19 protein-coding genes are annotated in these 26,550 nt (G+C 76.7%); 13 read left to right on the plus strand and 6 right to left on the minus strand.

The annotated features are described in order from the left end of the window. The first annotated feature begins 123 nt into the window (after positions 1 to 123). The gene (locus AB0P06_RS22210) at positions 124 to 1,266 is read left to right on the plus strand and encodes an AI-2E family transporter (protein ID WP_363609869.1); all 1,143 of its coding nucleotides are present in this window, start codon (positions 124 to 126) and stop codon (positions 1,264 to 1,266) included. A gap of 61 nt (positions 1,267 to 1,327) precedes the next feature. On the opposite strand, the gene gap is transcribed toward AB0P06_RS22210, so the two are convergent. Together gap and AB0P06_RS22220 are read right to left on the minus strand one after the other, a co-directional pair. Then, positions 1,328 to 2,326, minus strand: coding sequence for a type I glyceraldehyde-3-phosphate dehydrogenase (gene gap, locus AB0P06_RS22215; protein WP_363609871.1), 999 nt, complete (start codon positions 2,324 to 2,326; stop codon positions 1,328 to 1,330). Between the two features lie 106 nt (positions 2,327 to 2,432). Continuing rightward, positions 2,433 to 3,422, minus strand: a complete 990-nt coding sequence (locus AB0P06_RS22220) for a helix-turn-helix domain-containing protein (protein WP_363609873.1) — start codon at positions 3,420 to 3,422, stop codon at positions 2,433 to 2,435. Between the two features lie 124 nt (positions 3,423 to 3,546). On the opposite strand from AB0P06_RS22220, the gene AB0P06_RS22225 reads away from it, so the two are divergent. From AB0P06_RS22225 to AB0P06_RS22245, 5 genes are all read left to right on the plus strand, one after another. Next, positions 3,547 to 4,044 carry a hypothetical protein gene (locus tag AB0P06_RS22225; RefSeq protein WP_363609875.1) on the plus strand — a complete coding sequence of 166 codons (498 nt, stop codon included), beginning with the start codon at positions 3,547 to 3,549 and terminating at the stop codon, positions 4,042 to 4,044. Between the two features lie 161 nt (positions 4,045 to 4,205). Then, positions 4,206 to 5,291 (plus strand): hypothetical protein, encoded by a 1,086-nt coding sequence (locus AB0P06_RS22230; RefSeq protein WP_363609877.1) that lies wholly within the window; start codon positions 4,206 to 4,208, stop codon positions 5,289 to 5,291. Then, the gene (locus AB0P06_RS22235; RefSeq protein ID WP_363609879.1) at positions 5,291 to 5,953 is read left to right on the plus strand and encodes a hypothetical protein; all 663 of its coding nucleotides are present in this window, start codon (positions 5,291 to 5,293) and stop codon (positions 5,951 to 5,953) included. The genes AB0P06_RS22230 and AB0P06_RS22235 overlap by 1 nt, the downstream gene beginning before the upstream one ends. A 4-nt stretch (positions 5,954 to 5,957) precedes the next feature. After that, the gene (locus tag AB0P06_RS22240; protein ID WP_363609881.1) at positions 5,958 to 6,626 is read left to right on the plus strand and encodes an RES family NAD+ phosphorylase; all 669 of its coding nucleotides are present in this window, start codon (positions 5,958 to 5,960) and stop codon (positions 6,624 to 6,626) included. Then, the gene (locus tag AB0P06_RS22245; RefSeq protein ID WP_363609883.1) at positions 6,623 to 10,426 is read left to right on the plus strand and encodes a CHAT domain-containing protein; all 3,804 of its coding nucleotides are present in this window, start codon (positions 6,623 to 6,625) and stop codon (positions 10,424 to 10,426) included. The genes AB0P06_RS22240 and AB0P06_RS22245 overlap by 4 nt, the downstream gene beginning before the upstream one ends. Positions 10,427 to 10,490: 64 nt before the next feature. Here AB0P06_RS22245 and AB0P06_RS22250 read toward each other — a convergent pair whose 3' ends face one another. Further along, positions 10,491 to 12,437: a caspase family protein gene (locus tag AB0P06_RS22250; protein ID WP_363609885.1), complete on the minus strand. Its 1,947-nt coding sequence runs from the start codon at positions 12,435 to 12,437 to the stop codon at positions 10,491 to 10,493. A 213-nt stretch (positions 12,438 to 12,650) separates the two neighbouring features. Here AB0P06_RS22250 and AB0P06_RS22255 point away from each other — a divergent pair, with 213 nt between their 5' ends. The 5 genes from AB0P06_RS22255 (at position 12,651) to AB0P06_RS22275 (ending at position 17,393) form a co-directional block, all read left to right on the plus strand. Next, a complete protein-coding gene (locus tag AB0P06_RS22255) occupies positions 12,651 to 13,121 on the plus strand; it encodes a hypothetical protein (protein WP_363609887.1) in 471 nt (156 codons plus the stop codon). 100 nt (positions 13,122 to 13,221) lie between these two features. Then, positions 13,222 to 15,021: a hypothetical protein gene (locus tag AB0P06_RS22260; protein WP_363609888.1), complete on the plus strand. Its 1,800-nt coding sequence runs from the start codon at positions 13,222 to 13,224 to the stop codon at positions 15,019 to 15,021. After that, positions 15,018 to 15,218 carry a hypothetical protein gene (locus AB0P06_RS22265; RefSeq protein WP_363609890.1) on the plus strand — a complete coding sequence of 67 codons (201 nt, stop codon included), beginning with the start codon at positions 15,018 to 15,020 and terminating at the stop codon, positions 15,216 to 15,218. The genes AB0P06_RS22260 and AB0P06_RS22265 overlap by 4 nt, the downstream gene beginning before the upstream one ends. After that, positions 15,215 to 15,820: a hypothetical protein gene (locus AB0P06_RS22270; RefSeq protein ID WP_363609892.1), complete on the plus strand. Its 606-nt coding sequence runs from the start codon at positions 15,215 to 15,217 to the stop codon at positions 15,818 to 15,820. Before AB0P06_RS22265 ends, AB0P06_RS22270 begins: the two co-directional genes overlap by 4 nt. 7 nt (positions 15,821 to 15,827) lie before the next feature. Further along, positions 15,828 to 17,393 carry an AAA family ATPase gene (locus AB0P06_RS22275; protein WP_363609894.1) on the plus strand — a complete coding sequence of 522 codons (1,566 nt, stop codon included), beginning with the start codon at positions 15,828 to 15,830 and terminating at the stop codon, positions 17,391 to 17,393. 63 nt (positions 17,394 to 17,456) lie between these two features. On the opposite strand, the gene AB0P06_RS22280 is transcribed toward AB0P06_RS22275, so the two are convergent. The 3 genes from AB0P06_RS22280 to AB0P06_RS22290 all read right to left on the minus strand — a co-directional run bounded on the left by AB0P06_RS22280 (position 17,457) and on the right by AB0P06_RS22290 (position 24,310). Beyond that, on the minus strand, positions 17,457 to 20,417 hold the full coding sequence (locus AB0P06_RS22280; protein ID WP_363609896.1) for an AAA family ATPase: 2,961 nt from the start codon (positions 20,415 to 20,417) through the stop codon (positions 17,457 to 17,459). A 251-nt stretch (positions 20,418 to 20,668) separates the two neighbouring features. Then, the gene (locus AB0P06_RS22285) at positions 20,669 to 20,860 is read right to left on the minus strand and encodes a hypothetical protein (RefSeq protein ID WP_363609898.1); all 192 of its coding nucleotides are present in this window, start codon (positions 20,858 to 20,860) and stop codon (positions 20,669 to 20,671) included. Positions 20,861 to 21,166: 306 nt separating this feature from the next. Next, positions 21,167 to 24,310, minus strand: coding sequence for a type 2 lanthipeptide synthetase LanM family protein (locus tag AB0P06_RS22290; RefSeq protein ID WP_363609900.1), 3,144 nt, complete (start codon positions 24,308 to 24,310; stop codon positions 21,167 to 21,169). Between the two features lie 534 nt (positions 24,311 to 24,844). Here AB0P06_RS22290 and AB0P06_RS22295 point away from each other — a divergent pair. Both AB0P06_RS22295 and AB0P06_RS22300 read left to right on the plus strand, forming a co-directional pair. After that, entirely contained in the window at positions 24,845 to 25,666 is an 822-nt protein-coding gene (locus AB0P06_RS22295) for a sigma 54 modulation/S30EA ribosomal C-terminal domain-containing protein (protein ID WP_363609902.1), read from the plus strand. A 104-nt stretch (positions 25,667 to 25,770) separates the two neighbouring features. After that, a complete protein-coding gene (locus AB0P06_RS22300; protein WP_363609957.1) occupies positions 25,771 to 26,181 on the plus strand; it encodes a pyridoxamine 5'-phosphate oxidase family protein in 411 nt (136 codons plus the stop codon). Positions 26,182 to 26,550 lie beyond the last annotated feature (369 nt).

The following is a 26,550-nucleotide window of genomic DNA, read 5'->3' on the forward strand; positions in this document are numbered from 1 at the left end:
GTGAGGGCCGGCCCGGGCGCTGCCGTCGGCGGGGCGCGCCGCGCATCCGACAAAGCGCATATTTGATCAGATCATCTGATGGTATGGGGCGATTCGGACCAATCGACCCACACGGAGGTGGGAATGTCGGGGGAGTCCCCGTCCGGCGGCGCGCCGGAGGAACACCGGGCGGACCACCGCAGGCCGTATCTGATGCTGCCGCCGGTGGTGCGGGCGGCGGCCGCCTGGTCGGCGGCGGTCATTCTGCTCCTGGCCGTCGCCGCGTTCGCGGTCTTCGCCGTGGTCGAGCTGCGGGCCGCCACCGTCCCGGTGATCCTGGCGCTGCTCGGCACCTCGCTGCTCCACCCCGTGATGTCCTGGATGGTCCGACGCGGTGTCAGCCGGGGTGTGGCCGCCGGGCTGACCTGCGCCGTGCTGGTGGTCGCCGTCGGCGGCGTGATCGCCCTGCTGGTCAACTCGCTGGCGCACAGCGCCCCGCAGATCGCCGCCGCGCTCCAGCAGGCCGGTGACCGGCTCGCCGAATGGCTCGGGCCCGTCGGCGAGAAGATCCGCCACGCCCTGGACAACGCCAAGGGCGAGACCAACTCTCTGGTCTCCGCCCTCACCAACAGCGTGATCTCCGGCCTCGGCCTCGCCACCCAGATCCTCACCGGCGGCGTCCTCGCGCTCGCCCTGGTCTTCTTCTTCCTCCGCGACGGCCACCGTACCGGCGAGGCCGTCCGCTCCTACCTCCCCGCCCGCACCGCCGAAACCGTCATCGCCTGCGCCGACCGGGCCTTCGAGGCGATGGCCGGCTTCATGCGCGGCACCACGCTGATCGCCCTGATCGACGCCCTCTTCATCACCATCGGGCTGCTCCTGCTCGGCGTCCCGGGTGCGCCCGGGCTCGGCGCCCTGGTCTTCATGGGCGCCTACATCCCGTTCGTCGGCGCCTTCCTCTCCGGGACGGTCGCCGTCCTGGTCGCCCTCGCCGACGGCGGTCTGGGCACGGCCGTCTGGGCGCTCGGCATCGTCCTCGCCGTCCAGGCCATCGAGGGCAACGTCCTCCAACCCCTCATCCAGAGCCGGACCGTGGAGCTCCACCCGGCCACCATCATGGTGGCCGTGGTGGCCGGAGCCGGTATCGCCGGCATCCTCGGGGCCCTGATCGCCGTCCCGCTCTGCGCCGCCGGGGTCGGGATCGTGTCCGTCCTGCGCAAGGCCGCCGGCCCGGGGCCCGGCCCGGCGGTGGAGCCAGGCCCGGAGCCGGACCCGGGCCCGACGTAGCGGCGTGGCCGGGGCCGAAGGGTGCGACGGGGAGCGCCCGGAGGGCCGCCCCGGTCTCCGGTCAGCCGGCGGCGAGGAGTTCGAGCGTATCGATCACGCGGTTCGAGAAGCCCCACTCGTTGTCGTACCAGGCGACCACCTTGATGTGGCGGCCGTCGACGCGGGTGAGCGCCGAGTCGAAGATCGACGAGGCCGGATTGCCCGTGATGTCGGACGACACGAGCGGGTCGTCCGAGTACTCGAGCACGCCGGCGAGCGGTCCCCGCGCCGCGGCGCGGTACGCCGCCAGCACGTCCTCGCGCGTCACGTCGCGGGCGACGGTCGTGTTGAGTTCGACGATCGACCCCACCGGGACCGGCACGCGGATCGAGTCGCCCGACAGCCTGCCGTCGAGCCTCGGCAGCACGAGGCCGATCGCCTTGGCGGCGCCCGTCGTGGTCGGCACGATGTTGACGGCGGCCGCGCGGGCCCGGCGGGCGTCGCGGTGCGGACCGTCCTGGAGGTTCTGCTCCTGCGTGTAGGCGTGCACCGTCGTCATGAAGCCGTGCTCGATGCCGGCGAGATCGTCGAGCACCGCGGCCAGCGGGGCAAGGGCGTTGGTCGTGCAGGAGGCGTTCGAGACGATCGTGTGCGTGGCCGGGTCGTACGCGTCGGTGTTGACCCCGAAGGCGAGCGTGACATCGGCGCCGTCCGCCGGCGCGCTGATGAGCACCCGCTTCGCGCCCGCGTCGATGTGGGCGCGGGCGGCCGTGGCCGATGTGAAACGGCCGGTCGCCTCGAGCACGATGTCGATGCCGAGTCCGGCCCACGGCAGCCGCGCCGGTTCGCGCTCGGCGAGCACGGTGATGCGGCGGCCGTCGACGACGAGGGCGTCCCCGTCGACGGTCACCGGGCGGCCGAGCCGGCCCGCCGTCGTGTCGTAGGCGAGCAGCCGTGCGAGGGCGGCGGGCTCCGTGAGGTCGTTGACGGCGACGACCTCCAGGTCGCTGTCGCGTTCGAGCAGTGCGCGCAGCACATTGCGTCCGATGCGGCCGAATCCGTTGATGGCGATGCGAGTCATGAGTGGCGTCCCTTGTTCGGTTCGCCATCAGGTTCTCGCGCGGCATCCGCCGGTGACAGCGGCGTGATCGCCACGGTCCGAAAGGATCGCGCCACGTGGTGGCGGGCTACTCGCCCTGGGCGAAGGTGCGCCGGTACTCGCTCGGCGTGGTGCCGAGGATGCGCTGGAAGTGCAGCCGCAGATTGGCACCGGTGCCGAGGCCGACGTCGGCGGCGATCTGCTCGATGCTCCGCTGCGAACGTTCGAGCAGCTCACGGGCCACGTCGATGCGGGCGCGCATGACCCACTGCATCGGCGTGTACCCCGTGTCCTCGACGAAGCGGCGCGAGAACGTGCGCGGCGACACCGCCGCGTGCCGGGCCAGCACATCGAGGGTGAGGGGCTCGCCGAGCCGGTGAAGCGCCCACTCCCGGGTGGCGGCGAACCGCTCGCCGAGCCCCTCGGGCACACTGCGCGGCACGTACTGAGCCTGGCCGCCGCTGCGGTAGGGGGCGGCGACCAGGCGCCGCGCCGCGTGGTTCGACGCGGACACCCCCAGGTCGCCGCGGAGGATGTGCAGGCACAGGTCGATGCCCGAGGCGGCGCCGGCCGATGTCAGCACGCTGCCCTCGTCGACGAAGAGAACGTTCTCGTCGACCTGAACGAGCGGACGCTTCGCTTTGAGCGCCCGGGTGTAGTGCCAGTGCGTGGTGGCGCGCTTGCCGTCGAGCAGGCCCGTGGCGGCGAGCGCGAAGGCGCCCGTCGAGATGGCGGCGAGCCGCGCGCCCCGGTGGTGGGCGGCGATCAGCGCGTCGACGACGGCCTGTGGCGGGTCGTCACGGTCCGGGTGCCGGTAGCCGGGGACGAAGACGATGTCGGCCCAGACAAGCGCGTCGAGGCCGTGGGCGACGGAGTACGAGAGACCGTCGCCGCCGGTCACGAGGCCGGGCGCCGCGCCGCACACCCGTACCTCGTACGGCATGCTCGCGCGGGTCGTGAACACCTGCGCGGGAATGCCGACATCGAGAGGCTTCGCGCCTTCGAGCACGAGGACGGCGACGTGATGCGGGGGTGAGGCTGGCACGGGGACGAGGGTACGCGGGGTGCGGGGGCGCATCGGCCCGGCAGACTTCCGGCCCCGGTCGCCACGGGGTTGCCGCCCGGGGAGCCCGCGTGCGAGGATCGGCCCTAATGCGACAGAAGTCGTGATAGTGAGAGCCGGGGGTCTGATGGAACGGCGTGTGTTCGAGCGGTTCGCGGTCGCGGACGGGGCGGCCGGACCGTACGGGATCACCGCCGGGCCGGACGGGGCGCTCTGGTTCACCCTGGTGCACGCCGGGGAGATCGGGCGGCTGGCCGCCGACGGGACGGTGCGGCGGTTCGGGCTCGGCGCGCCGGGATGCGGGCCGTCGGTGATCACCCCCGGGCCGGACGGCGCGCTCTGGTTCACCCGGATGCGGGACCACCGGATCGGGCGGATCGACACCGGGGGGCGGGCGTGCTCGTACGAACTGCCGACGGCCGGGGCCGGTCCGTTCGGGATCACCGCCGGGCCGGACGGGGCCCTCTGGTTCACCGAGTGGGGCGCCGACCGGATCGGCTGCCGCACCCCCGACGGCCGCATCGCCGCCTACGAACTGCCCGTCCCGGGCTCCGAGCCGCACGGCATCACCGTCGGGCCGGACGGCGCCGTCCACGCGGCCCTGGAGACCGGCGAGATCGTCCGACTGGCGCCCTGATCCGACGGCCGGTCAGGACGGCGCGGCCGCACGGGCGGTGGCGGCCGGGCCCCGACCGGGCTTCGGCCGGGAAACGACCGGTCGGCGACCGGAGGCACCGGTTCAATGGGACGGGTGGCCGCGACTTGTCGGCCCCGACCGGCGGTGCCATTCTGTCCGGCATGCCGCCGAACGACCTCGATGACCATGCGTCGGTTCTGCGGGAGGTACGGGAGGTGCGGCGACTCGGCCTGGTCCGGCTGCGGGACGCGCGGCTGCCGCTGCTGACCCGCGCCGCGGCCGGGAACGCGCCCCAGCCGGGCCGGCCCGCACCCGCCCTCGTCGAACACCTGCTGCGCGCCGCCACGGCCCGGATCGAGGCCGGCTTGCTGCGCACCGCCGCCGAGTACAGCCTCGGCCTGGCGCAGGGCACCCGGGACTGGCCGCCCGCCGACCGGCGCAAGCGGGCCGCCGGCGTCTACGGGGTGAGCGTCGAGCGGTTCCGCAAGCACCACGAGGTGCTCGTCCTGGGTGAGGTCGCCGAGCAGGTCCTGCGCATCGCGGCGGGCGCCGCGACGGGCCCCGCGGCCGGGGAGCGGCCGTTCGCGGCCCGCCACCGGACGCTCCACGTGCGGGCCGGCGGCACGGCCGGGACGGTCACCCTGCATGTGCACCCGGTCGACCTGCTGCGCGACGTCGACGTGGTGGTCTCGCCCGCCAACACCTATCTGGCGCTGCCGGAGACGTACAAGTCGTCGGTCGCCGCCGCGCTCCGCCGGGCCGGTGCGCGGCGCGGCCCGGCCGGGGACGTCGTCGAGGACCTCGTCCACGACGAACTGCGGGCCTGGGCCGCCCGGAACGGCGTTTCGGGGCGGGCGGTCCAGCCGGGCACCGTGGCCGCGACCGGTGCCGGGGCACTGGAACGGCAGGGCGTGCGCCGGATCTACCACGCGGCCGTCGCGGTGCCCCGGGCGGGGACCAACGACTACGACGTGCTGCCCGCCGACGTCACCCGGGCCGTCGCCCGGGCGCTGGCCCTGCTCGCCGAGGAGTCCGCAGGCTTCACCCCGCCGCTGCGGTCGGTCTGCCTGCCGCTGCTGGGCTCCGGGCGCGGCGGACTGCCGTACGCGGTCAGCCTCGCCGCGCTCTGGGCGGCCGTCGAGGCGGAGCTGGCGCGCGGCGCCGGCTGGGACATCCACCTGGTGGTGCGCGGCGGCGTGGCGGGCGCGCTGGTGGAACGGTTGATGACGACGGGGGGAGGGCCCTGATGGATCCGCAAGCCGTACTGGCGGCGGCCGCGGCCGACTGGGAGCGGCTGGCCGCACTGATCGGCGCCGAGGGGCTGCGACGGCTCGCCGGGCCGCTCGGCGCGATGAGGGACACCGGGACGAGGGACCCGGCGGACGGCCGCCCGGCCGAGGCCGCGGCCCGGCTGCTGCTCGACCTGCTGCCCGCCGACGAGGCCGGCCGGCTGGACCGGGCCGCCGGGGCCAGGTACGCGACCGCGGCCGCCGACGGCACCGCCGCGGACTTCCGCGCGGACGACCTCGCGGTGCTGGTCCTGGACGGGCACCGGATGGTCGGCCCCGTCCTCGGGGAGGTCCGCCGCCGGCTGCTCGCGGCCACCGCGGTGGACCGGGCGGAGCTGGACCGGCTCGGCGGCGACCCGCGGGCCCCCGGACTGCTGCGGCTGGCCGGCCCCGGCGGGCACGAGCGGCTGCCGCGCTTCCAGTTCGACGCCGCCGGCCGGCTCCGGCCCACCGTGCTGGCGGTCAACACCCTGCTCGGCGCCGACCGGGACCCGTGGGGCGTGGCCGACTGGTGGCTGTCGCCCAACGCCTGGCTCGGGGCCGCTCCGGCGGAACTGCTCGGCACCGGCCGGGAGCACGAACTGACCGATGCCGCCGGGTATCTGGCGGAGGGGGAGTAGCACCGTGGTGAACGTCCGACCGCCCCGGGAACTCCCCGGCGCCCCCGCCCGGCTGACCCTGCCCGCCGGTACCCCGCTGTTCCGCCTGCACTCGGCCCGCCGGGCCGCCACGGCCTTCAACCCCGCGCCCGCCGACTGCCTCTACGGCGGCGGCCGGTTCGACGCCACCCGCTGCGACCGGTACGGCTATCTCTACGCCGGGCTCACCGCCGAGTCGGCCGTCTGCGAGTCGCTGCTGCGCTCGGTGCCGTTCGACCCGGCCGGCACGCCCCGTCTGGTGCCGCGGGCCGCCGTGCGCGGGCGGCGGCTCTCCTTCCTGCGGCTGGCCGCCGATCTGGAGGTGCTCTCCCTGCTCACCGGCCGGGACCTGGCGAGCGTCGGCCAGGACTCGTGGCTGGTCCAGGCCGAGGCCGCGGAGTACCCGTTCACCCGGCACTGGGGTCACTGGATCCGTGAGCACTGCGACCCGTGGGCCCAGGCCTTCGTCTGGCCCTCCAAACGGGAACCGGGGGACCGGGTGGTGGTGCTGTTCGGTGACCGCTGCCCCGCCGACGCCCTGGTGCGGGCGGACACCCCGCCCGTCGACCTGGACACCGCCGAGGGCACCCGGTGGCTCGACCTCCTCCTGGAGCCCTACCAGGCCAGGGTCGCCCCGGCGGAGGACGGGCGGTGACCGTCGGGGGCGGCGGGCCGCTGGACCAGGACGGGCTGGCTGAACACGACGGACTGGTGGAGCAGGACGGACTGGTCGGCCTGGTGCTGGAGGCCCGCGCCCTGCGCGCGCGGTACGGCGAGGTCGCGGACGAACCGCCCGGGCGGCGGCGGGAGTTCCTCGACGCGGCGGTGCGCCGGCACGAGGAGGTGCTGCCGCACGCCCGGCCCGGCGGCCCGGAGGCCGCGGAGCTGCACGAGGGTCTCGGGCTGCTGCACTTCGAACGGTACGCCGCCGGCGGCGGGGCGCCCGACGCCGAGCGCTCCGTACGGCACCTCCGGGCGGCGCTCGACGCCGCACCGGAGGACAGCGACCTGCCGCTGCTCCGGTTCGAACTCGCCCGCTCCCTGATGGCGCACGGTCAGGAGAGCGCGGGGCGCGAGCCGTTGGAGGAGGCGCTGGCCCTCCTCGGCCGGGCGGTGGACGACTCCGGCGACGGTCCGGCCGGGCCGCCCCGGTGGCGGCGGGACGCGGTGGCCCGACGGATCGTGATCCGGACGGTGCTGCTCTGGAGCTGGCAGGACGACGGCCAGATCGGGCCCGCGATGGGCGAGTTGGAACCCCTGCTGGCCGAGCCCGGCGCTCTGGACGAGCTGCCCCCGCCCTTCGTCGGCGTCTTCGGCCGGCTGGTCCACGAGCAGGCCGCCCGGCGCGCGGACCCGGCCGGACGGGACCGCGGCATCGGCCTCGTCCAGCTGGCCGTGGAGCGCTGGCAGCCGCAGTGGCACGGACCGGTCGCGGGGGAGGCCGTCCTGCTGGCGATGCTCCAGAAGACCCGCTACGACGAGGACCGCGACCCCGGCCGGCTGACCGCCGTGCTCGACGGCACCACACGGGCGCTCGCCGCCGAGCACCTGGACCCGGCCCTGCGGCCGGTGATCAGGGCCCTGGACGGCTGGACCCGCCAGGAGCTCGCCGAGCGCGTCCCCGGCTCGGTGGAACCGCCGGCCGCACTGGACCAGGACCTGGGCGAGGCCTTCCGGGAACTGCTCGGCATCGTGGAGGCGGGGGAGACCTTCGTCGGCTTCACCGACGCCGGTGCCAACGCCACCCTGCGGGGGATCGGCGGGCGGGACCGGCTGCGCGCCGAGTTCGAGCGGCTCTTCGCGCAGTGGCGGACCATGGACCCGGCCGACGCGCGGTACGCCCCGTTCGCCCGGCAGCTGCTCGAACTGATCCCCGTCTTCCAGCCGTTGGGCGTCGACGTCCCGCCCGAGCGGGCCGTCGCGCTGTTCCGGGCCGCGGCCGCGGCGGAGCGGGACCCGGCCGCCCTCGGTGTGCTGCACCTCCGCTACGGCCACGTCCGCCTGCTCGCCGGCCTGGCGGGCGACACCGCGGCCCTGGCCGACGCCGTCGAACACCTCGACACCGCGGCCGGCCTGATCCCCGAGACGGACAGCGGGCACCGGGAGGCCCTCGCCACCCTGCGCGCCATGGCCCTGGCCCAGCGCGGACAGGTGACCTCCGGGGTCGACGACCTGGAGGCCGCGATGGCGGCCCTGGCCCGGCAGCGTGAACTCCCGGACACCACGCCGTATCTGCGCTGGCTCCTGGACGCGCAGCTCGCCGGGCTGGAGACGCTCCAGGCCGCCCGGCGCGAGGACCTGCCGACCGCGGAGCGGGCCGTCGCCCGGCTGGCCGAACTGTACGCGGCGCTGGAGGAGGGGGATCCCGCCCGCGGCGAGGTCTGGACCCAGCTGGAAGGCGCCCGGGTGGCGCGGGACCACGTCGCCCGCGCCCTCGGCGTCCCCCCGCGCGCCGAACCGGGGCTCGGCCCTCCCACCCTGGCGGAGCTGCGCGGGCTGGCGGCCCGGCTGCCGCGCGGGCAGCGGGCCTGGGTGCTCGGCGACGGTGGCCTCACCCGGGTGCGGCACGCGCGGGACTACGACCCGAAGCTCCTCGACGAGGCGGCCGAACTGCTCCGGGAGGCCATCGGCCTGACCGACGAGGGCACGGACGACTGGCTGCGCTACACCGGCGCGCTGGGCAGCACCCTCTGCACCCGGGCGGCGGGGCGGGGCGACCGGGCCGGGCTGGACGAGGGCATCGCGCTGCTGGAACGGGCGGCCGAGCTGGCGGGCGGGCCGGAGCACCGGCTCTGGCCGGTCGTCGGCTCGACGCTGGGCCGCGCCTACCGCACCCGCGCCGACCCGGCCGCGGACGACCGCCGGCGCGGGCGGCGGTGCGGGCTGGACGCGGTGCGCGGCTACTCCTGGCTGGCGCTGCTCCAGTCCGGCACCCGGCAGGCCGCCGAGGCCACCGGGCTCGCCACCGACATCGCGCTGGAGGTGGCCGCCTGGTGCCTCGCGGACGACGCGCCCGAGGACGCGGTGGCGGCCCTGGACTCCTGCCGGGGGCTGGTCCTGCACGCCGCGACCACGTCCAGGTCCGTCCCCGAACTGCTGGACGCCGCAGGCCTGCCGGACCTCGCCGGGGAGTGGCTGGCCGCCGCGGGCGGGCCCGGTGGGGCGGCCGACGGCGTGCCGAGCGAACTGCGCCGCCGGGTCCTCACCGGTCTGACCGGTGCCGACCACGGGCGGACGCCCGCGCGGCTGCTCGCCACGCCCACCCCGGCGGAGATCGGCGCCGCCCTGGTCACGCTCCGCGCGGACGCCCTGGTCTACCTGGTGCCCGCCTCCGACGACCACCCGGGGGCCGCCGTGCTGGTCACCGCGGACGGTGCGGCGCACTGGCTGCCGTTGCCGCTGCTGCGCGAGGACGCGGCGGCGCTGCGGGCCTATCGCCCGGCCGGCCCGGCGGCCCGTGACCTCGGGCCCGCGCCGTCGGCCGGCGCCCCGTCCGGCCCGCCGCCGTTGCGCCGGCGGCTCGACCGGCTCTGCTCCTGGGCCTGGTACGCGGCGCTGCGGCCGCTGCTGGACCTGCTGGTACCGCCCGCCGGGCGCAGCCGTCCGCCGTCGCTGGTCCTGGTGCCGATGGGCGGGCTCGACGTGGTGCCCTGGCACGCCGCCTGGTCGGAGCCGGAGACGGCGGGCCGGCGCCGGTACGCCCTGGAACGGGCCGAGATCTCCTACGCGGCCTCGGCCCGCCTGTTCTGCGACGTCGCCGCCCGCCCGGCCGTCCCGCACGACGGCAGCGCGCTCATCGTCGGTGACCCGACCGGGGACCTGTGGTACGCGGGCGAGGAGGCCGACGCCGTCCAGCGGGTCTTCTACCCGCGCGGCGCCTTCCACGGCCGCCGGGCCGGGGCGGGTACGGCCGGGGTGGACGGCCCGGGCACCCCGGCGGACGTGCTCGGCTGGCTGCGCTCGGGGGCGGGCGCGGGCGGCGTCCTCCATCTGGCCTGCCATGCGACGGTGGCGGCCAACCAGCACCACAGCTCGTATCTTCTGCTGAGCGGCGGGGAGCTGGCGGCCGAGGAGCTCACCGGGGCGGCCGGGCGGCCGGCAGGCGGGCTCGAACTCGTCGTGCTCGCGGCCTGCCGCAGCCATGTCTCGGGGCGCGGCCGCAATGAGGCGTACAGCCTGGCGACGGCGTTCCTGGTGGCCGGCGCCCGTTCGGTGGTCGGCTCGCTGTGGCCGGTGCCCGACGAGGCGACCTCGGTGCTGATGTTCATGACGCACCACTTCCTCCGGGTGGAGGCCGAGCCGCCGGGACGGGCGCTGCGGCGGGCCCAGCTCTGGATGCTGGACCCGCACCGCAGACCGCCGCCGGGCATGCCGGCGGAGCTGGCCGCGCGGTCCGCGGCGGTGGAGCCGGACGACCTGTCGGCCTGGGCCGGGTTCACCCATCTCGGCCGGTGAACCACGGCCGGCCCGGCACGGCCTCGGCCCGGTCCCGGCCCGGGACGCCTCAGCCCGGGACGCCTCAGCCCGGGACGACGGTGCGCAGCGCGAGGGTCAGCGCCGCCCACCGGCCGGCGGCCGGGGGTCGCGCCGGGCCCAGGTCGCGGGTGCCGGCCGGCGGGGCGGGGCGGAACACGCCGTCGGCCCCGTCGGCCCCGTCGGCCGTGCCCCGGTCGGCCGGCCCGTCCTGTTCCCAGGCTCCGAACTGGAAGGGCAGGGTGTTCAGTTCGCCCTCCGCGACGATGAGCTTGAGCCAGTCCCTGGCCTGGGCGCCGGGCCGCGGCGGCCGGCCGGGCGGCAGTCGCAGGTGCACCGGCTCGCCGTCCAGCGCGTGGCCGGTGCCGCCGGGCGCGACGAAGTGGCCGGGGAACAGGGCCGGGGAGCTGGCGTAGCTGTCGGTGAGGTTGAGCAGAACGCACCAGAGCGGACGGCGGCGCGAGCGGTTGCGGATCCGGACCGAGACCCGTGGTTCGCGCGGTCCGTCCGGGCCGTCGCCGTAGTGGCAGAGGATCTCCCCGGAGCCGTCGGGTGTGACGGCCGCGGCGCCGTCCCAGGGCACGACCTCGATCCGGGCGAGCGAGCCGAAGGACGGGTCCGGATTGGCGAGGTCCCGCAGTTGGTGCCAGCGGGCCAGGTGGACCAGGCAGCGGGCGATCCGCCGGGCGTCGTCGGCTCCGGCCAGCGGGAGCGGCGGGACGGCGGGCGAGCCGTCGCGCAGCAGGATCCGGGCCCGGCCCTCGTGGACCGTCACCCGCAGCAGGGTCCCGCTCGCGGCCGCGGCCCGCGGGACGGTCCGCAGCAGCGGCGAGGGCCGGCCGCCCGGGCCCGCCGAGGCGAGCGCCGCGGCCAGCCGGGCCACCGCCCCGGACCGGGCGGCGGGAGCCTCCAGCAGGACCGAGACGGGCGGCAGGGCGAGCGCGGAGAGCGTCACCGGGTGGGCGACGGCGGGGTCGGGGCCCGGCCCGGACGGGTCGGCCGGCTCGACCAGGGTGCGCTCGGCGTGGACCTCCCGGGTGGCCAGGACGCACGGCGGCGTGCCGTCGGAGGGCAGGGTGGTCCACTCGGTGGCCAGGCCGGCGCTGCCGGTGGGCAGTCCGTGGCCCGCGCCGCAGTCCACCTGCCAGCCGGAGCCGCCGAGGCTCAGCAGGTACGGGCCGGGTCGGTGCGGGGCGCCGCCGAGCAGCGGGCGGTCGGCGGGGCCGCCGGCGTCGGTCGGCCAGAGCACGGGGTGCTGGCGGTCGCCGGAGCGCTGCACCCGGGCGTGGGCGGCCGCGAGGAGCCGTCGGCAGCTGAGCGCCGGGCCGCCGTGTTCGCCGAGCGCGCCGAGCAGGGCATGGGTGAAGACCCCGTGCCGCCGTCCGTCGAACCAGTCCTCGTAGGCGGGCTGGTTCAGCCGGGCGGCCGCCAGCAGGACGTGGCCGGGGCCGGGGCCGGCCGTCGGGCCACCGCCTGCCGCGCGGACGGGGGCCGCGACGGGCGCCGACGCGTGCCAGGACGGGTCCGGGGGCAGATACCGGGGCGTACCCGCCGCGTCCCGGGTGGCGCCGCCGGCGAAGCAGCAGTCCAGCACCGCGGTGACCTGCGCGCCACCGGCCGCGACCCCGTCCAGCAGGGGCCGTAGCAGTTTGTCCGGCAGCGGGCCGTCGGCGCAGACCAGGGCCTGGCAGCGGCCGGTCGGCTCGATCCGCTGCTCCTCGGCCGTGGCGGCGAACTCGGTGCCGTGGCCGGAGAACCAGAACAGCGCGGTGTCCCCGGGACCGGCCTGCCCCAGGTGTTCGCGGATGCCCGCCACGACGGACCCGAGGGTGGCCGCCCCGTCCAGCAGCGAGCGGGCGCGGACCTCGACGCCGCGCTGCCGGCGCAGCCAGGTCCCGGCGGCCGCCACGTCGTTGACGCAGCCGCCGAGAGCGGGCCAGTCGGCCGACGGGTACGTGTTGATGCCCACCAGGAGTGCGTAGACGGTCGTCATGGGCAGAGTCTGGCAGGCGCGTTGGGTGCGCCGGGGCGCGGACCGGGGTGTGAACCGGGCGGAACGCGGTTGTCTCCTGGTCGTCTCCCGGTCGTCTCCCGGGCAAACGGTGCCCCTCACCAGGCGGGCTTCGCAATGATGGGGGCGATCACTATTCTTCTCCACCGCGCCGTCCGACCGGACGCGCGGTCGCAGGACCAACTCGGGGGATCCATGGCCAGTTTCGAACAACCCCGGCGGGTCGTCCGCCCGGTGCCCACGGAGCAGGACGGGACCGGCCTGCGGCCGCCGGTGCGGACGAGCCCGCCCCGGCCCGTCGCGGCGGGCGAACGGCTGAGCCGCCGGACGGACGAACTGCTGGACGCCGTCGCCCGGTTGGACGCCGGGCTGGAGCCGGGCGCGGCGCGGGACCTGGCGCGGTGGCTGGCGGACCGGTACGGCAGTGCCCACGGCGGTGTGCCGCTGGGCTTCCTCGCCACCTGCCGGCTCGGAGCGCCCTACGTCGACCACCAGTTGACGCTCGATCACGCGGTGCTGCGGCACTTCGCGCCCGGTGACCCGGTGCCGGAGCCGTTCCGGGCCGCGCGGATGCTGGTGCGCACCGGGGCGTACGCCTATGTCGAGGTGTACAGCGACGGCCTGCTCCTGCCGGTGTTCGCCGACGGCGGGGTGGTCCGCCCGTGAGCCCGTGCCGCACCCGCGGGTTCCTCGTCCGCCCGCGCCACGTCCGCCCGTGCCCCGAACGCCCGCGCCACGCACCGGAGCGCCGTCGAGGGGGAGCCGTATGAACGAGATCGACTTCGTCCTGCGCCGCCAGCTCGCGGACGTCGACCGGCAGGTCAGATACGTCCAGGAACAGGTCGGCGGGCTGGTCGGGAAGGTCGACGCGGTCGGCGCCGCCCAGCACCGGGCGCACGGCGAACTGCGGCAGCTGCGCGACGACTTCCTCGCCTTCGTCCGGCAGTTCGAGCTCTCCTCCAACGTGCAGCGGGCCGAGACCAGGATCGGCGTCATCCAGGACGAGATGGACCACCGGTTCGGCCACCACCGGACCGTCCGGCGCACGGCCGTGGGCATGCTCCAGGCCTTCGACCTCGGGGTGGTCTCCGAGGAGACCGTCCGCGCGGTCAGCGAGCAGCTCATGATCCAGACGCCGCGCTACTGGCTCGCCCCCGCCCTGGTCGCCCTCGCGAGCTGGGCCGCCGACGACCCGGGGCTCTGCGACCGGGCCGTCGAGGAGGCGTTCCGGCGCTCCCCGGGCCGCACCTCGCTCTTCTTCGCCCTGGTGCTGCGCCGGCAGGGCCGCCTGGACCCGGCCGCCCGCTGGCTGCGGCACTACCTGCTCGCCCAGGACCCGGCGGCGCTGGGCCGCGAGTTCACCGTCATCCTGGAATCCGTGGCGCAGGGGGCGTTCGGTCCGGCCAGCCGCGCCGTCCTGGCGGACACCATGACGGTCTGGCACGAGCGGCTCGAAGCCGACCCGGGGGCCAGGACCGCCCAGGTCCGCCGCTGGCGGGCCGCGCTGGACGCCCTGCCGACGCCCGCCGGCGTCGGCGAGTTCCCCCGGCTGGCCGCGGTCTCCCCGCAGTGGCCGCAGCTGGGCGCCGCGCTGGGTGCCGCACGGGCGCAGCGGACCGTCCTCGACACCTACCGCGCCGTCATGACCGGGGAGCCGATGTCCCACCCCCGGCTGCTGGACGCGATCGACGACATCCTGGACCGCCTGGTCGGCGAGTACGACGCCGAGGAGCTGCCGCTGCGGCGCGACCTCGCGCTGCAACGGGCCGTCGTGGAGCACGACGGGGACGTGGACGCCGCCCGGCAGGCCGTCGCCGTGAACGCGGCGGGTCTGGAGCCGGCCATGGACCTCCTCAGCCTGCAGTCGACCGCCGCCCTCACCCCGGCCGCGATCGGCGCCTCGCCCGCCACCCGGCGGCTGGCCGTCGCGGCCTGCCGGGAGTGGTTCACCGAGGCGCACGCCGGCTTCGGTCGCGACTACCGGATGGCCCAGCCGTCCGACGTCCAGGTCGTCCTGGGCACCGCCCCCGGGCCCGCCCCGGCGGGGCCGCGGATCCCCCCGTGGACCGGCTCGCTCAACACCCCGCAGGCCGAACTGGAACAGTCGCTCGGCCGGCACTGGGACGAGCACACCCGGCCCCTCGTCCAGTCGCTCGTCTTCCCGCTCCGCCGCCACCTGCTGCTGCTCGGCGGCGTCCTGCTGGCGATCGTCCTGCTGCTCGGCCGCGCGGACGCCGCCCGCGCCGCCGGTCTCGCGACCGTGGTCGGCGGGATCTGGGGCGTCCTGCTGTACGTGCGCCACCGGCGGTCCGCCACCGCGCTGGCCGCCGCCCGCAAGGCGCTCGCCCACAGTCGGGAGGAGGCGTTCCGGGACCTGCGCGCGGCGGCGGCCGAACTGACCGACTGGCAGAGCGCCTTCCGGGCGGCCGACGCCGTCGAGGCCGAGGTCAGGGCGATGCTGGCCGACCTGGCCACGGCCGGCCACGCCCGGAACCCCTACGACGGGCGCTCCGTCCGGCCGGACGCCTCCGGATCGTCCCACCCGCCGCGAGGAGGCACCCGGTGACCGACCACCAGCCGAACGTCCCGCCGCCGCCGCGCCGGCCGCCGACCACCCCGTGGGCGGCCGCGCCCCGGGCCGGTGGTCCCGAGCCCGCCGCGCCCGCCACCGGCCGGCTGCGCCGGATCGTCGACCGGCTGCCGGACTGGGAACCGCTGCCGCCCGGCGAGGCCCTGGTCCGCCGGCCCGGCAGCGCGTCATGAGGTTCCGCCGGACCGCCCGGCAGCCGCGGCAGGCGCCGCCCGGCGGCGAGTACCAGCGCTGGGCGGACTACCTGGAACGCTGGTCCGAGGGCGCGCCGGAGGACCCGGACGGCCTGCCGGCGCTCGACCCGGCGCGCTACCCGGCCGACACCCTGGCGCGGCTGGCCGGGCGGATCTCCGAGGCGCTGGGCGCGCGGTTGCAGGGCTGGTCCGACGCCCTGGTGTCCGCGCTCAACGCGACCGGCGACGAGTTCGCGTTCGGCCGGGCGCTCACCCAGGCACGTACCGGGCTGCACCGGATCCGCGCCCTGGCGGCCCACCCCGGTCTGCCCGAGGACCTGCGCACCCGGCTGACCGCCACCGTGGACGAGCAGGTCCGGCGTGTCCAGGAGGACCTGGAGCGGGGCCTCGACCGCCGCAGCGCCGCGGGCCGGGACCCGGGGTGGGTCGAACAGCGCCGCCGCACGCTGCGCGACAACCCGCTCACCGCCGTCCTCGCCCAGCGGCCCCCGGCCGATCCGGCCGGCTGGGCCTACGACCACGCGGCGGCCCCGGGCCGCCGCGTCGTCCCGGGCACCCCGCCCCGCCCACCGAAGGACTGACGCCACCATGCCGAACTACGCCGAGAGCCTCGCGGACCTCGACAGCTACCTCACCGCGCGGGTGCCGGTCATCGGCCTGCGCAGCATCGAACAGCAGCGCGCGCTGCGGCTGGTGACGGAGATCGCCACCCGGCCGCGCCGCAGCGGCCAGCAGTTCTGGATCTACACCAGGGCGACCGGCCTGCGCGATCTGCGGACCAACAGCACCGTCCAGGACGACCGCTCGCTGACCGGGGCGATGGAGTTCGCCGCGGCCCAGTTCACCAGCCGGGCGCAGGCCACGCTGATCCTGGTGGATCCGGACGGCCTGGAGAACGACACCCCGTTCACCCGCCATGTCGCCGAGCTCGCCCGGCTCGCCGACGCCAACGCGGGCTGCATCGTGCTGATCACCGACAGCCCGATCTGGAGCGGCCTGCAACGGCTCGGGATGAGCCTGCAGCTGGACCTCCCCGACGCCGACGAGATGTACCGCACCGTCACCGGCTTCCTGGACGACCACCGCGGCGTGGTGCCGATCGACTGGAGCGAGGACGACGCCCGGCGGGCGGCCGAGTTCCTGATCGGCGTCACCGAGGCGGAGGCGGTCAACCTGATGGCGACCGTGGTCGCCCGCGGGGCCGTCCGGCGGGAGGACGTGATGGTGCTGGCCAGTGCCAAGGACCGGATCTTCAGCGATCTGGCCGGGCTGGAACGGGTCCAGCTCAAGGACGCCGACTACGCGGTCGGCGGGCTCGCCAGCCTGCGGGCCTGGCTGGACCGCAAGCACCGGCTGATGCACGCCGACCTGCGCGGCAGCGGGCTGCGGCCGCCGCGCGGCGTCCTGCTGGTCGGTGTGCCGGGGTGCGGCAAGTCGCTCTCGGCGAAGGCGATCGCGTCCCAGTGGCGGCTGCCGCTCTACCGGCTGGACATGGCGAGCATCCACGGCAAGTACCTCGGCGAGTCCGAGGGCCGGATGCGGGAGGCGCTGGACACCGCCGACCGGGTGTCGCCGTGCGTGCTGTGGATCGACGAGATCGAGAAGGGGCTGGCGGGCCGCAACGACGGGACGGGCGTGCCGCAGCGCGTCATCGGGCACTTCCTGTTCTGGCTCCAGGAGTCGCGGTCCCGGGCGTTCGTCGTCGCCACCGCCAACGACGTCCGGGGGCTCCCCCCGGAGCTGCTGCGCAAGGGGCGCTTCGACGAGCTGTTCTTCGTCGACCTGCCCGACCCGCAGGACCGCCGGGAGATCATCGAGCTGTACTACCGGCGCTACCTCAAGGCCGAGCCGGCCGGCGACCAGGTGGACCTGCTGGTGGACCTCTCCGAGGGCTTCGCCGGGTCGGACATCGAGGCGGCCCTGCACGAGGTCGGCGCCGAGGTGTTCCTCAACGGCGGCGCCGAGCGGCTGAAGCCCTCCTTCGTGCTGGACACCTTCGCCAACACCACACCGTTCAGCCGGACCAACCCGGAGCGGATCGAGGAGATCCGCGCCTGGGGCCGTGACCGGGCCGTCCCGGCGGGGCGTTCGACGGTCGCCGGGCCGGCCGGGCCGGCCACCGGCGGCCGGCGGGTGGTGTTCATGGGGGACTGACCGGGCCGCCCCCGTCCGGCTGCCCGGGCGGGCCTGCCGGATCCGGTGCGCGCCGCCCGGCCGCTACCCGCGGGTGTCGAGTTCGGCCGCGAGTTCGCAGAGCGCCGCGCGGTCCGGGCGGCCGGTCTTGCCGAGCAGGTTCGCCATGTGCTTCTCCACGGTGCGCGGCGAGATGGACAGGTTCCGTGCGATCTGCTGGTTGCCGGGCCGGTCCGCGAGCATGACGAACACCTCGTACTCGCGCAGCGTCACCCCGCAGGCCCGCAGCCGGGCCGGGATCTGGTCCCGGCCGCCGCGGTGCTGGGCGACGCTGGCCCCGGCCCGGCGCAGCAGTGCCCGGCAGGCCCCGGCCACCGGCTGGATCTCGGTGTCGTGGAAGTACTCCTCGGCGGTGCGCAGCCAGGACACCGGGTCGCCCCAGCCGTCGGCGAGCGCGGCCTCCGCGGTGAGCCGCAGCGCCAGGTGGTGGGCGAGCGGGAACGGCCCGGCCGCCGCGCGGGCCTCCTCGACCGCGCGGGCGGCGTCGTCCCGGCGGCCCTCGCGGCCGAGCAGGACGGCGTCGGCGAACCCCAGGAACTGGCGGTTCCAGGCGAGTTCGGCGGCCGGGGCGGCGGCGGCCTTCTCGAAGTCGGCGCGTTCCCAGGCGCCGTCCGTGACCTCCAGCAGCGGGTGCAGTCCATGCCGTCCGGCCAGGTAGAAGACGCTCGGGTGCTCCTCCTCCCAGGCGAGGCCGGCGGCCAGTTCGGCCCGGGCCCCGGCGCGGTCCTCGGCCAGCAGCGCGCCGACGGCCCGGCAGAGGCCGTACCGCAGCGGCATCAGGAGCGACTCCTCGCCGCCGGCCTGCCGGAACCGGGCCAGCTCGCGCTCCATCTCGCGGCCGCGGCCCAGGTGGGCGGCGAGGGTGGCGGAGGTGAGCAGCAGATAGCGGTGCGCGGAGAGGTTGCGCAGCCGGGCGGTGGCGTCCAGGCAGCGGTCGATGATCTCCCGGCCGGTGCGCCACTCGCCGCGCAGGACGGCGTTCATGGCGAGCAGCCCGTCCACGGTCTGGGTGAGGACGATCGCGCCGAGCCCGGCGGCGGCCTCCCTGGCCCGTTCGAGCCGGGCGCCGTCGCCGGTGCGCATGAAGGCGTTGGCGCCCAGGCGCAGCAGCGCCTCCACCCGCCAGACCGGCAGGGCGTGGGCCTCGGCGACGGCCAGCATGCGCTCCAGGCAGGCGTCGGCCGCGTCGAAGCCGCGTTCGCGGGCCAGCAGGGCGAGCAACTGCCAGGCCTGGCAGGCGACCACCGGAAGGCCGGCCCGCTCGGCCACCTCGGCGGCCCGGCGGGCGCGCCGCTCGGTCTCGACGAGCCGGCCGCGCCCGTCCGTCCCGCCCTGGCTCTGGTCGGGGAACAGCGCCAGATGGCCCTCCACCACGGCGAGGGCGGCGTCCTGTTCGGGGCGCGGGCGGGTGCCCGAGAGGGCCCGGGCGGCGGCGATCTGCGGGACGGCCTCGGTGATCCGCTCGACCATCACGGCCACCCAGGCGAGCCGGGTGTGCAGGTGGATCCGCCGGTCGACGGCGTCGGAGCGGCCGGCCGCCGGGTCGGCGTGGACCGGCGGAAGGGTGCGGACCAGCTCGAACGCCCGGTCCAGCTGCCCGGATTCGGCCAGGGCCAGCAGCAACCGCTCGGTGACGGCGGCGCGTTCGGCGTCCCCGGCGAGCTCGTGCGCGCGTTCCAGCAGTACCACGGCGGACCCGGCGGCGCCCGCCTCCAGCACCCGCCGTCCGGCCTCGGCGAAGTGCACGGCGGCGCCGGCCCGGTCGCCGCTCGCCAGCAGCAGGGAGGCGACCAACTGTCGCCTTTCGTCCATGAGTTCGGGATCGGCCCGGATGATCGCCCGGGCCGCCCGGCGGGCCACGGCGGCCCGTTCGGCGGGTGCCAGGGCGGCGGTGACGGCGTCGGCGGTGAGCGTGTGCCGGAAGGCGTAGCGGTCGGGAGCGGCGCCGTCCGGCACGATGACATTGGCCTCGGAGGCGGACCGCAGGTTGCTGAAGAGCGTCCGGTCGTCGTACCCGGTGATCAGCTGGACGGTGGCCACCGAGAACCGGCTGCCCAGGGTGGCGGCGGTCAGCAGCAGTTCGCGCACCTGCGGGTCGAGCTGGTCGATCCGCCGGCCCCAGCTGCGGACGATGGTGCTGGGCACCCCGGTGCCGAGACCGCCGATCACCTGCCACCGCCCGTCCTCGCGCCGCAGTGCCTCCGAGGCGAGCATGTCGGCGAGCAACTCCTCGACGAGGTAGGGGGATCCGTCGGCGCGCTCGACCAGCTGGTCCAGTACGGCCGCGGGCACCTCGGCGGTCTCGGCCTCCAGGACGGCGGCGGCCATCGCCCGGACGTCGGCGGGCGGCAGCGGCCGCAGCTCCGCGACGGCGGCCGCCCGCCGCCGCTCGGCGGCCCGGACCAGGTCCAGCGCCGGGCCCGGCTCCGCCCGCAGGGTGCCGACCAGCAGCACCGGCAGGCCCGCCAGGTTGTCGACCAGGTACTCCAGGACGGCGACCGTCTCCGCGTCGGTGTCGTGCAGGTCCTCCAGCAGCAGGACGCAGCCGTGCTCCCGGCCGAGCACCGCCAGCAGCCGCAGCAGCGCCTCGGCGAGCTCGACCACCGTCTCCGGGTACGCGCCCGCCCCGGCGGCCGCGGCGGCCTCACCGCGCCACTCCGGCACCAGCCGGGCGAGCGCGGGACGGTACGGGTCCAGCTCCGGGTCGGAGGGCGTCCCGGAGGCCCGGAAGCGCGAGGAGAGCGCCTCGATCAGCGGCCGGAACGGTGTCACCGTCCCGGTCGAACTGCCCCGGCCGCGCAGCACCGGCAGGCCGAGCCCGTACGCCTGGAACGCGCACTCCCCGGCCAGCCGGGACTTGCCGATACCGGCCTCGCCGAGCAGGAAGACCGCCCGTCCGGACCGCTGCCGGGAGGCGGCCAGCGCGCTGCTCAGCAGGCTGGTCTCGGCTGCCCGGCCGACGGTGATCGACGAAGTGGTCCGCATGGCCGCAGGCTACTTGACGGCCCATCCGTTCTGTAGGGTATTGAACCGGCCACTGCGCGGGCACACGGTCGTCACAGGTCGATTACCGTGCGCCCGCATCAGGGGCGCCCCGGTCCGCTCCGCCACCGGGGCGCTGCCCGGTCCCCGGTGGCGGACGGCCGGCCGCGTCGTCGCGGGCGGACCGCCCGGTGGGCGTCGCGGGGAGTCCCCGCGGTGCCGGCGACGTCGTCGGGTGCCGTCGTCGGCGCAGGTCAGATCGGTACGGTCATGGTCGGGAACTCGAAGACCGGCGGCACCGCGCCCCCGCCTCCGGCCAGCAGCTGGGAGCGCAGGCCCAGCCCGCCGCCCGCCCGCAGCCGGATGTCACCCGCGGGGTGGTCGACGGCCTCGTCCGGCCGGCCCTCCGGCCGCTTCCAGTTCAGCACCAAGTCGCTGTCGTTCATGCGTTCCTCTACTCCCATTCGTCGTTGAAGTGAGTGGTTTCCAGGGGGTGGTACCGGAGCAGGCCCCGGTACCCGGGCGAGGGTGCTCGCCCGCCGCGCCGGCCCGCTCGTACGGACTCGTGCTCGGCGGCACCCGGCCGTACCGAGTCCTGCCGAGTGCCGCTGGGTCGTACCGAGCCGTACCGAACGGTGAACGGTGGAGCGGTCAGTGCGGCCCGCGGGCCGGTGTCGGTCGAGTGGCAGGGGTGGTCACGAGGGCCGGTGGCCGGGGCGGCCGCGGGGCCGGGGTGCCGGGGCGGCGGGCGGTCACGGGGCCGGGCGGGCCGGTGCGGGCGCCCGGGGGCGGAGCAGCAGGGCCGGCGGCACCCGCTCGGGGAAGCCGAGCCGCAGCAGTCCGTGCCCGATCCCGGCCAGCCCGGTGAGCAGCCCCGGATGCGGGACGAACTCCGGGGTGCCGCACCGCGGCCCGTCCTGGTCCACCCCGGCCAGCAGCGCGCCCGCCCGCCGTACCCAGGGCGTCCGCCCGGACGGCGGCCCGCCGCGGCCGAGCAGCTCCAGCACGCCCAACTCGCCGTGGCAGAGGCTGTGGTCGGGCAGCGGCGCGGCGCGCGCGGTGTTCCGGACGGCACGCTGCGCCCAGTCGGCGAGCCCCTGGTCGGCCAGGGCGGCCGGGCTGTCGGTGACGGCGAGCGCGGTGCCGGGCCGGCCGCGGCACCAGGAACCCTCCCGGGACCGGAGGGCGGTGGCGGCGCGCAGGGCGGCCAGGCCCGCGTGGTGGTACGGCCCGCCGGCGGGCTCCGCGGCGGCCTCGGCGAACCGCAGCAGCGCCCAGCCGACGCCCGCCGAGCCGTGGGCGAAGCCGGTGGCGGCGGGTGCCGGTGCGGCGGTGAGCCGCTCCGCGCACAGGGCGGCGGCCCGGAGCGCCTCGGACCGGCCGGTGGCGGAGTGGACGGCGAGCATCGCCGCCAGCCCGCCGGCCGTGCCGCTGTGCACGCCGGTGTCGGTCTCGCGCTCGGCGGCGGCCGCGGTGAGCGCCACCGCGGGGCCGGTCCACTGCCGGATCAGCGGGTCGTCCAGGGTGCGGGCGATCTCGGTGAGCGCGTAGGCGATGCCGCCGAGCCCGGCGAACGCGCCCGAGCCGACGGCGGCCGGCCCGTCGGGGTGCCCGCCGAGGGTCTCCAGCAGGGCGGGGAGGGGGGCCAGCGCCCGGCGGGCCACCTCGGCGTAGCGGTCGGAGCCGGTGAGCTCGGCGAGTTGGGCCAGGAACAGCGCCGTGCCGGTGTACCCGCCGGCCAGGTCGGCGCCGAGCGGCCGGACCCGCCAGTACCGCTCGGCGAGCAGCTCCAGGCCGAGCCAGTTGGTGCGGGACCGGCCCCGGTAGGCGAGGGCGACCAGCTGGTCGCCCACCCCCCGTGCGGCCGTGAGGAGTTGCTCGGACTCGGGCGCGGTGGCCCAGACGTTCTCGGGCACCGGCCGCCCGGGCCGGTGCGCGGGGGTGCCGGCGGCGCCCGCCATGGCCGCGCGGATGATCCACTCCTGGTCCTTGCGGTCCACGCCGCCCAGCGCGGCGAGTTTCGCCTCGGCGCGCGCCAGCCCGGGCTCGCCCAGCTCGCCGGGGAGCCGGAGCCCGGTGGCGGTCCACAGGTCGCGGCTGCCGGGACGGGTGGTGAACAGCGGGACGTCACCGGCCCACAGGTCGGTGAGCTCGTGGTCGGCCAGCCCGGGGCGGCCCGGGTCGCCCACCGCGTCCGTCCGCAGCAGTTCCAGGACGGCGCTCCGGGCGGCGGCGTCGCGCAGGACGTCCGGGTGGGTGGACTCGTCCAGCAGCCGCGCGTAGACCCGGGTGGCCCGCGGTACGACCCGCACCTCGTCCCCCGCGAAGGCGTTCAACAGGCCCTCTGGCCCGACGAGTTGGTCGCGGCCGGCGGCGAGCGCCGCGTAGCCGGCCCGGAAGCCGGCCACCAGCTCCTCGGTGTACCCGGCCGGATCGACGGGCGCGCCGCCCAGCCGCGGCCGGTTGCGGGCCTCGCCGAACGGGCGGGCACGCCGCACCAGCCGCATCTCGTCGGTGCCCGCGCCCGCCCAGTCCACGCCCTCCACCGGGGACGAGGCCGGCCGGCCGCCGCTGCCGCCGCCGATCCCGGAGACGTCCACCGCGCCGTCGTCGCCCAGCAGCAACTGCGGTAGCAGCCCCACCCGGTGGACGGAGCCCTGGAGCGCCCGGGCCGCCGGATCCTCCCCGGGGCCGGCCGGGGCCGACGGGTGGAACAGCGTCTCCACGTCCACCAGCACCGGCTGGTCCCCGCAGGCGACCAGGTTCTCGAAGTGCAGGTCGGTGCCGTCCAGGACGTGCAGCAGGGCCAGCAGCGCGCCCTGCCGCCGGTAGAACCGCTCGACCTCGTACCCGGTGTGGCAGGGCCGCGCCTCGGCGTACTCCGTCCAGCCGTAGCCGACCCGGTCGAGCACGGCGAGCGCGCGCAGCCGGGGCACCCCCGGCTGCGCGTTGTACCAGCCGAGCAGGCCGTTGAAGTGCCGGTGCGCGGCCGGGGGCCGGGGGCGGTGGACGACGGCGGTGCCGTTGGCGAAGTGCAGCAGCGCGACCGTACGGCCGCGCCGGTGGCGGTCGCCTGCCTCGGACTCCAGGGCCACCAGCGGCCCGGGGTCGGTGCCGCGCAGGAGTCCGGAGACCAGCAGCGGCCGGTCGGCGGCGAAGTGGAGGAGCAGTTCGGCGTGCGCGTCGGCGGTGTCCAGGCAGGTCTGGGCGAGCAGCCGGGCCAGTACCGGGTACTCGCGCAGCAGGGCGGCGAGCCCCTCGCGGCGGGCGGTGAGCGCCAGGAAGGAGCGGAACCGCTCCTGCGGGGTGCCGCCGCTGAGCCGGCCGCTCACCCGGGCCACGTTCAGCTCCAGCACCAGCGTGCGGGCGGCGATCCGGCTGAGCCGCCCGGTGAGCCGGGCGGTGAAACCCGCGCGGAGGGCGGGCAGGTCGAGGTGGTCCCCGGCCCGGACGTCGCGGGGGAGCGCGGCGAGCAGCCGGACCAGGGCGCGCTCGGCGAAGGGCGCGAGGACGAGGGCGAAGCCGCTGAGGCCCGGGTACCCGACCCTCGGCACGATCGGCCGCACGGGTGCGGCGGCGACGGCGGCCTCGGTGAACGCGGCCCAGTCGGGACGGGTCCCGGGGACCGGCTGAGCAGGCGTCAGCCCGCGCTGCCACCAGGGCGACCGGGTGGCGCGGCCGGTCCGGCGCCGAACCGGCAGCGCGCGGGCCGGGAGCTCACGCGCGGGGAGTTCGCGCACCGGGAGGTGGGGTGCCTGGAGGCCGCGCGTCTGGAGGCCGTGGACCGGGGGCTCGCCGGGCATCGGAGTGTGCGGGGTCGGAACGGCTGCGGTGGCCACCGGTGCGACCGGGCCCTGAACCGGTACGCCGCCCCCGTCGAGGCGCGCTCTGCGCACGGCGTTCACCTCAGCCACCACCGCACCTCCGATGCCGGGAGGGGCGCGCTGCCGTCGAAGACGCTGCCCCCCGGTGCTGATCCTTGCCCCGGCGTGGCCACCGGGGCATGGGGGACCGGCCCCCATCTTTGTGACGTTCGGCCCGCATGATCCGGGGCCGGACGCCCGGGTCGGGCGGGATGGCCCGGCTGCGGCCGGTCGGTGGCGGCTCGGTGGTGGGTCGGGGACGGGTCGTGGCAGGGACATGGACGGCGGGCGGCGGGGCGGTGACGGGATGACGACAGGGCGGTGACGGGACGGTTCAACGGCCCTGATGGGGCCGTTCGGCCCTTGTGGGCACCGCGCGGTGGCGGGAGGGTGATCGCCGCGTGGGTATACGGGCCGGCCGGGGGCCGCCGTGACCGGCGGGGCCGTACCCGGTACGGGGAGCGCCCCGTGCGGAACGGGCCCGGTGGTGCGCGAAACGGATTCGGCAGTACGTGGAACGGGCGTGGCAGTACGTGGAACGGCGTGGCGGAACGGGAGAGGCCTGACATGGGCGAACTGGTCACGGTGCAGGTGTGCGAGGGAATTTCGCGGAACTTCGCGATCGACGCCAAGGCCCGGGTCGCGGCCGTGGTGTGCGGCGCGGACGCCCTCGTCGAGGCACTGCGGGTACGGGTCGGACTGGTCGGCGCGGCGACCGTGCTGGCGCAGGTCAACGCCGAGGTCGACGGCCGGCGGATCCGCGTCCAGGAGGCCGCCGCCGACCTCGGCGAGGCCCTGGACCGGCTGGCCGACGGGCTGCGCGGCCGGATCGCCGCCGTGACCTCGGGCTGGACGCCCAGGCCCTGGCCCCGCCGGGTGCGCGGAAGGGGGCTGCTGGCCACCGTCCCCGCGCAGGGCGCCGCACCGCGCGCCGAACGGCTGCTCGTACCCGTTTCGGCGGGCGGACCGGGCGACCACCCGCGCGCCGAAATCCCCTACGCCGCCGGGGTGCAGGACATCGTCCGGCGCAAGCAGGCGGGCCTGGTGTGGTGTTCACCCGACGCGGCGGCCCGGACCATGGACGCGATGGACTTCGACATCCACCTGTTCACCGATCCGGCCACCGAGACCGATGCCGTCGTCTACCGGGTCGGGCCCACCGGCTACCGGCTCGCCCGCACCGCGGCCGCCGGGCCGCCCAGCCGGCCGAGCGTCCCGCTCACCCTCAGCCCCTGCGGCGCACCCGAGTTGACCGAGCCGGAGGCCGTCGACCGGCTCGCCGCGGCCGATCTGCCCTTCCTGTTCTTCGCCCAGCCGGGCACCCGGCGCGGCCGCGTCCTGTACCGGCGCTTCGACGGCCGGCTGGGCCTGATCGCGGCCGCCTCGTGAACGACGAGGTCGTCCGCCGCCGGCTCCGGGCGCTGCGCCGCTCCGGCGGCCGGCCACCCGCCCGGTCGTTCCCGCCGGTCGGCGAGGCCCCGCCGCGCCACCTCGTGCCCATCGAACGGGCGGAGGCGATACGGCTGTTGGGGAGTGTGCCGCTGGGCCGGATCGTGTTCACCGCGCGTGCCCTGCCGGCCATCCGCCCGGTCAACCACCTGCTCGTGGACGACACGATCGTCATCCGCACCCACGACGGTGCGGCGCTCACCACGGCGACGCTCGGCGCGGAGGCGGCCGGTGTCGTGGTGGCGTACGAGGCCGACGCCATCGACCCGGTGACCCACCTCGGGTGGAGCGTGGTCGTCACCGGCTTCGCCCGCGCGGTCACCGATCCCGGTCAACTCGCCCGCTACCGCGCGCTGCTGCGGCCATGGGTGAATGCCTCCATGGACCACACCGTGGCCATCCAGCCCGACCTGGTGACCGGCTACCGGCTCACCGCGGGCGCCGCCGCCTCGTAGCGCGCGGCGGGAGCCCGGTAGGGCTTTGACCGGTTCCGGAGCGCACCGGTGCGCACCCGGGGGAGAGCCCGACTCCCCGGTGCGCATCGGTGCTTCGGCATGTCCGGAGCCGACCGCGGCCGCCCGGCGGAGGCTCCGGCGCGCGGCCTGACGGAGGGCCCTGGTCGGGGTCCCGAACGCAGGCCCACCGGCCCCGGTCGGCTGGGCCCAACGGCCCTAGGGCGCAAGGCCGTCGAGTTCTGATCATGGATCGCCATCCATCCGCAGAAGTTTCGAAGGAGTGCGTCCTTGAGCGCCATCGAGGCAAAGGGCGACAGCGCGCTGCCGCCGTCCGCCGCCAGGCCGGGGGGAGTCCGGGTCGGAAGGCCC

The organism is Kitasatospora sp. NPDC088351, from assembly GCF_040685575.1.
GTDB lineage: Bacteria > Actinomycetota > Actinomycetes > Streptomycetales > Streptomycetaceae > Kitasatospora.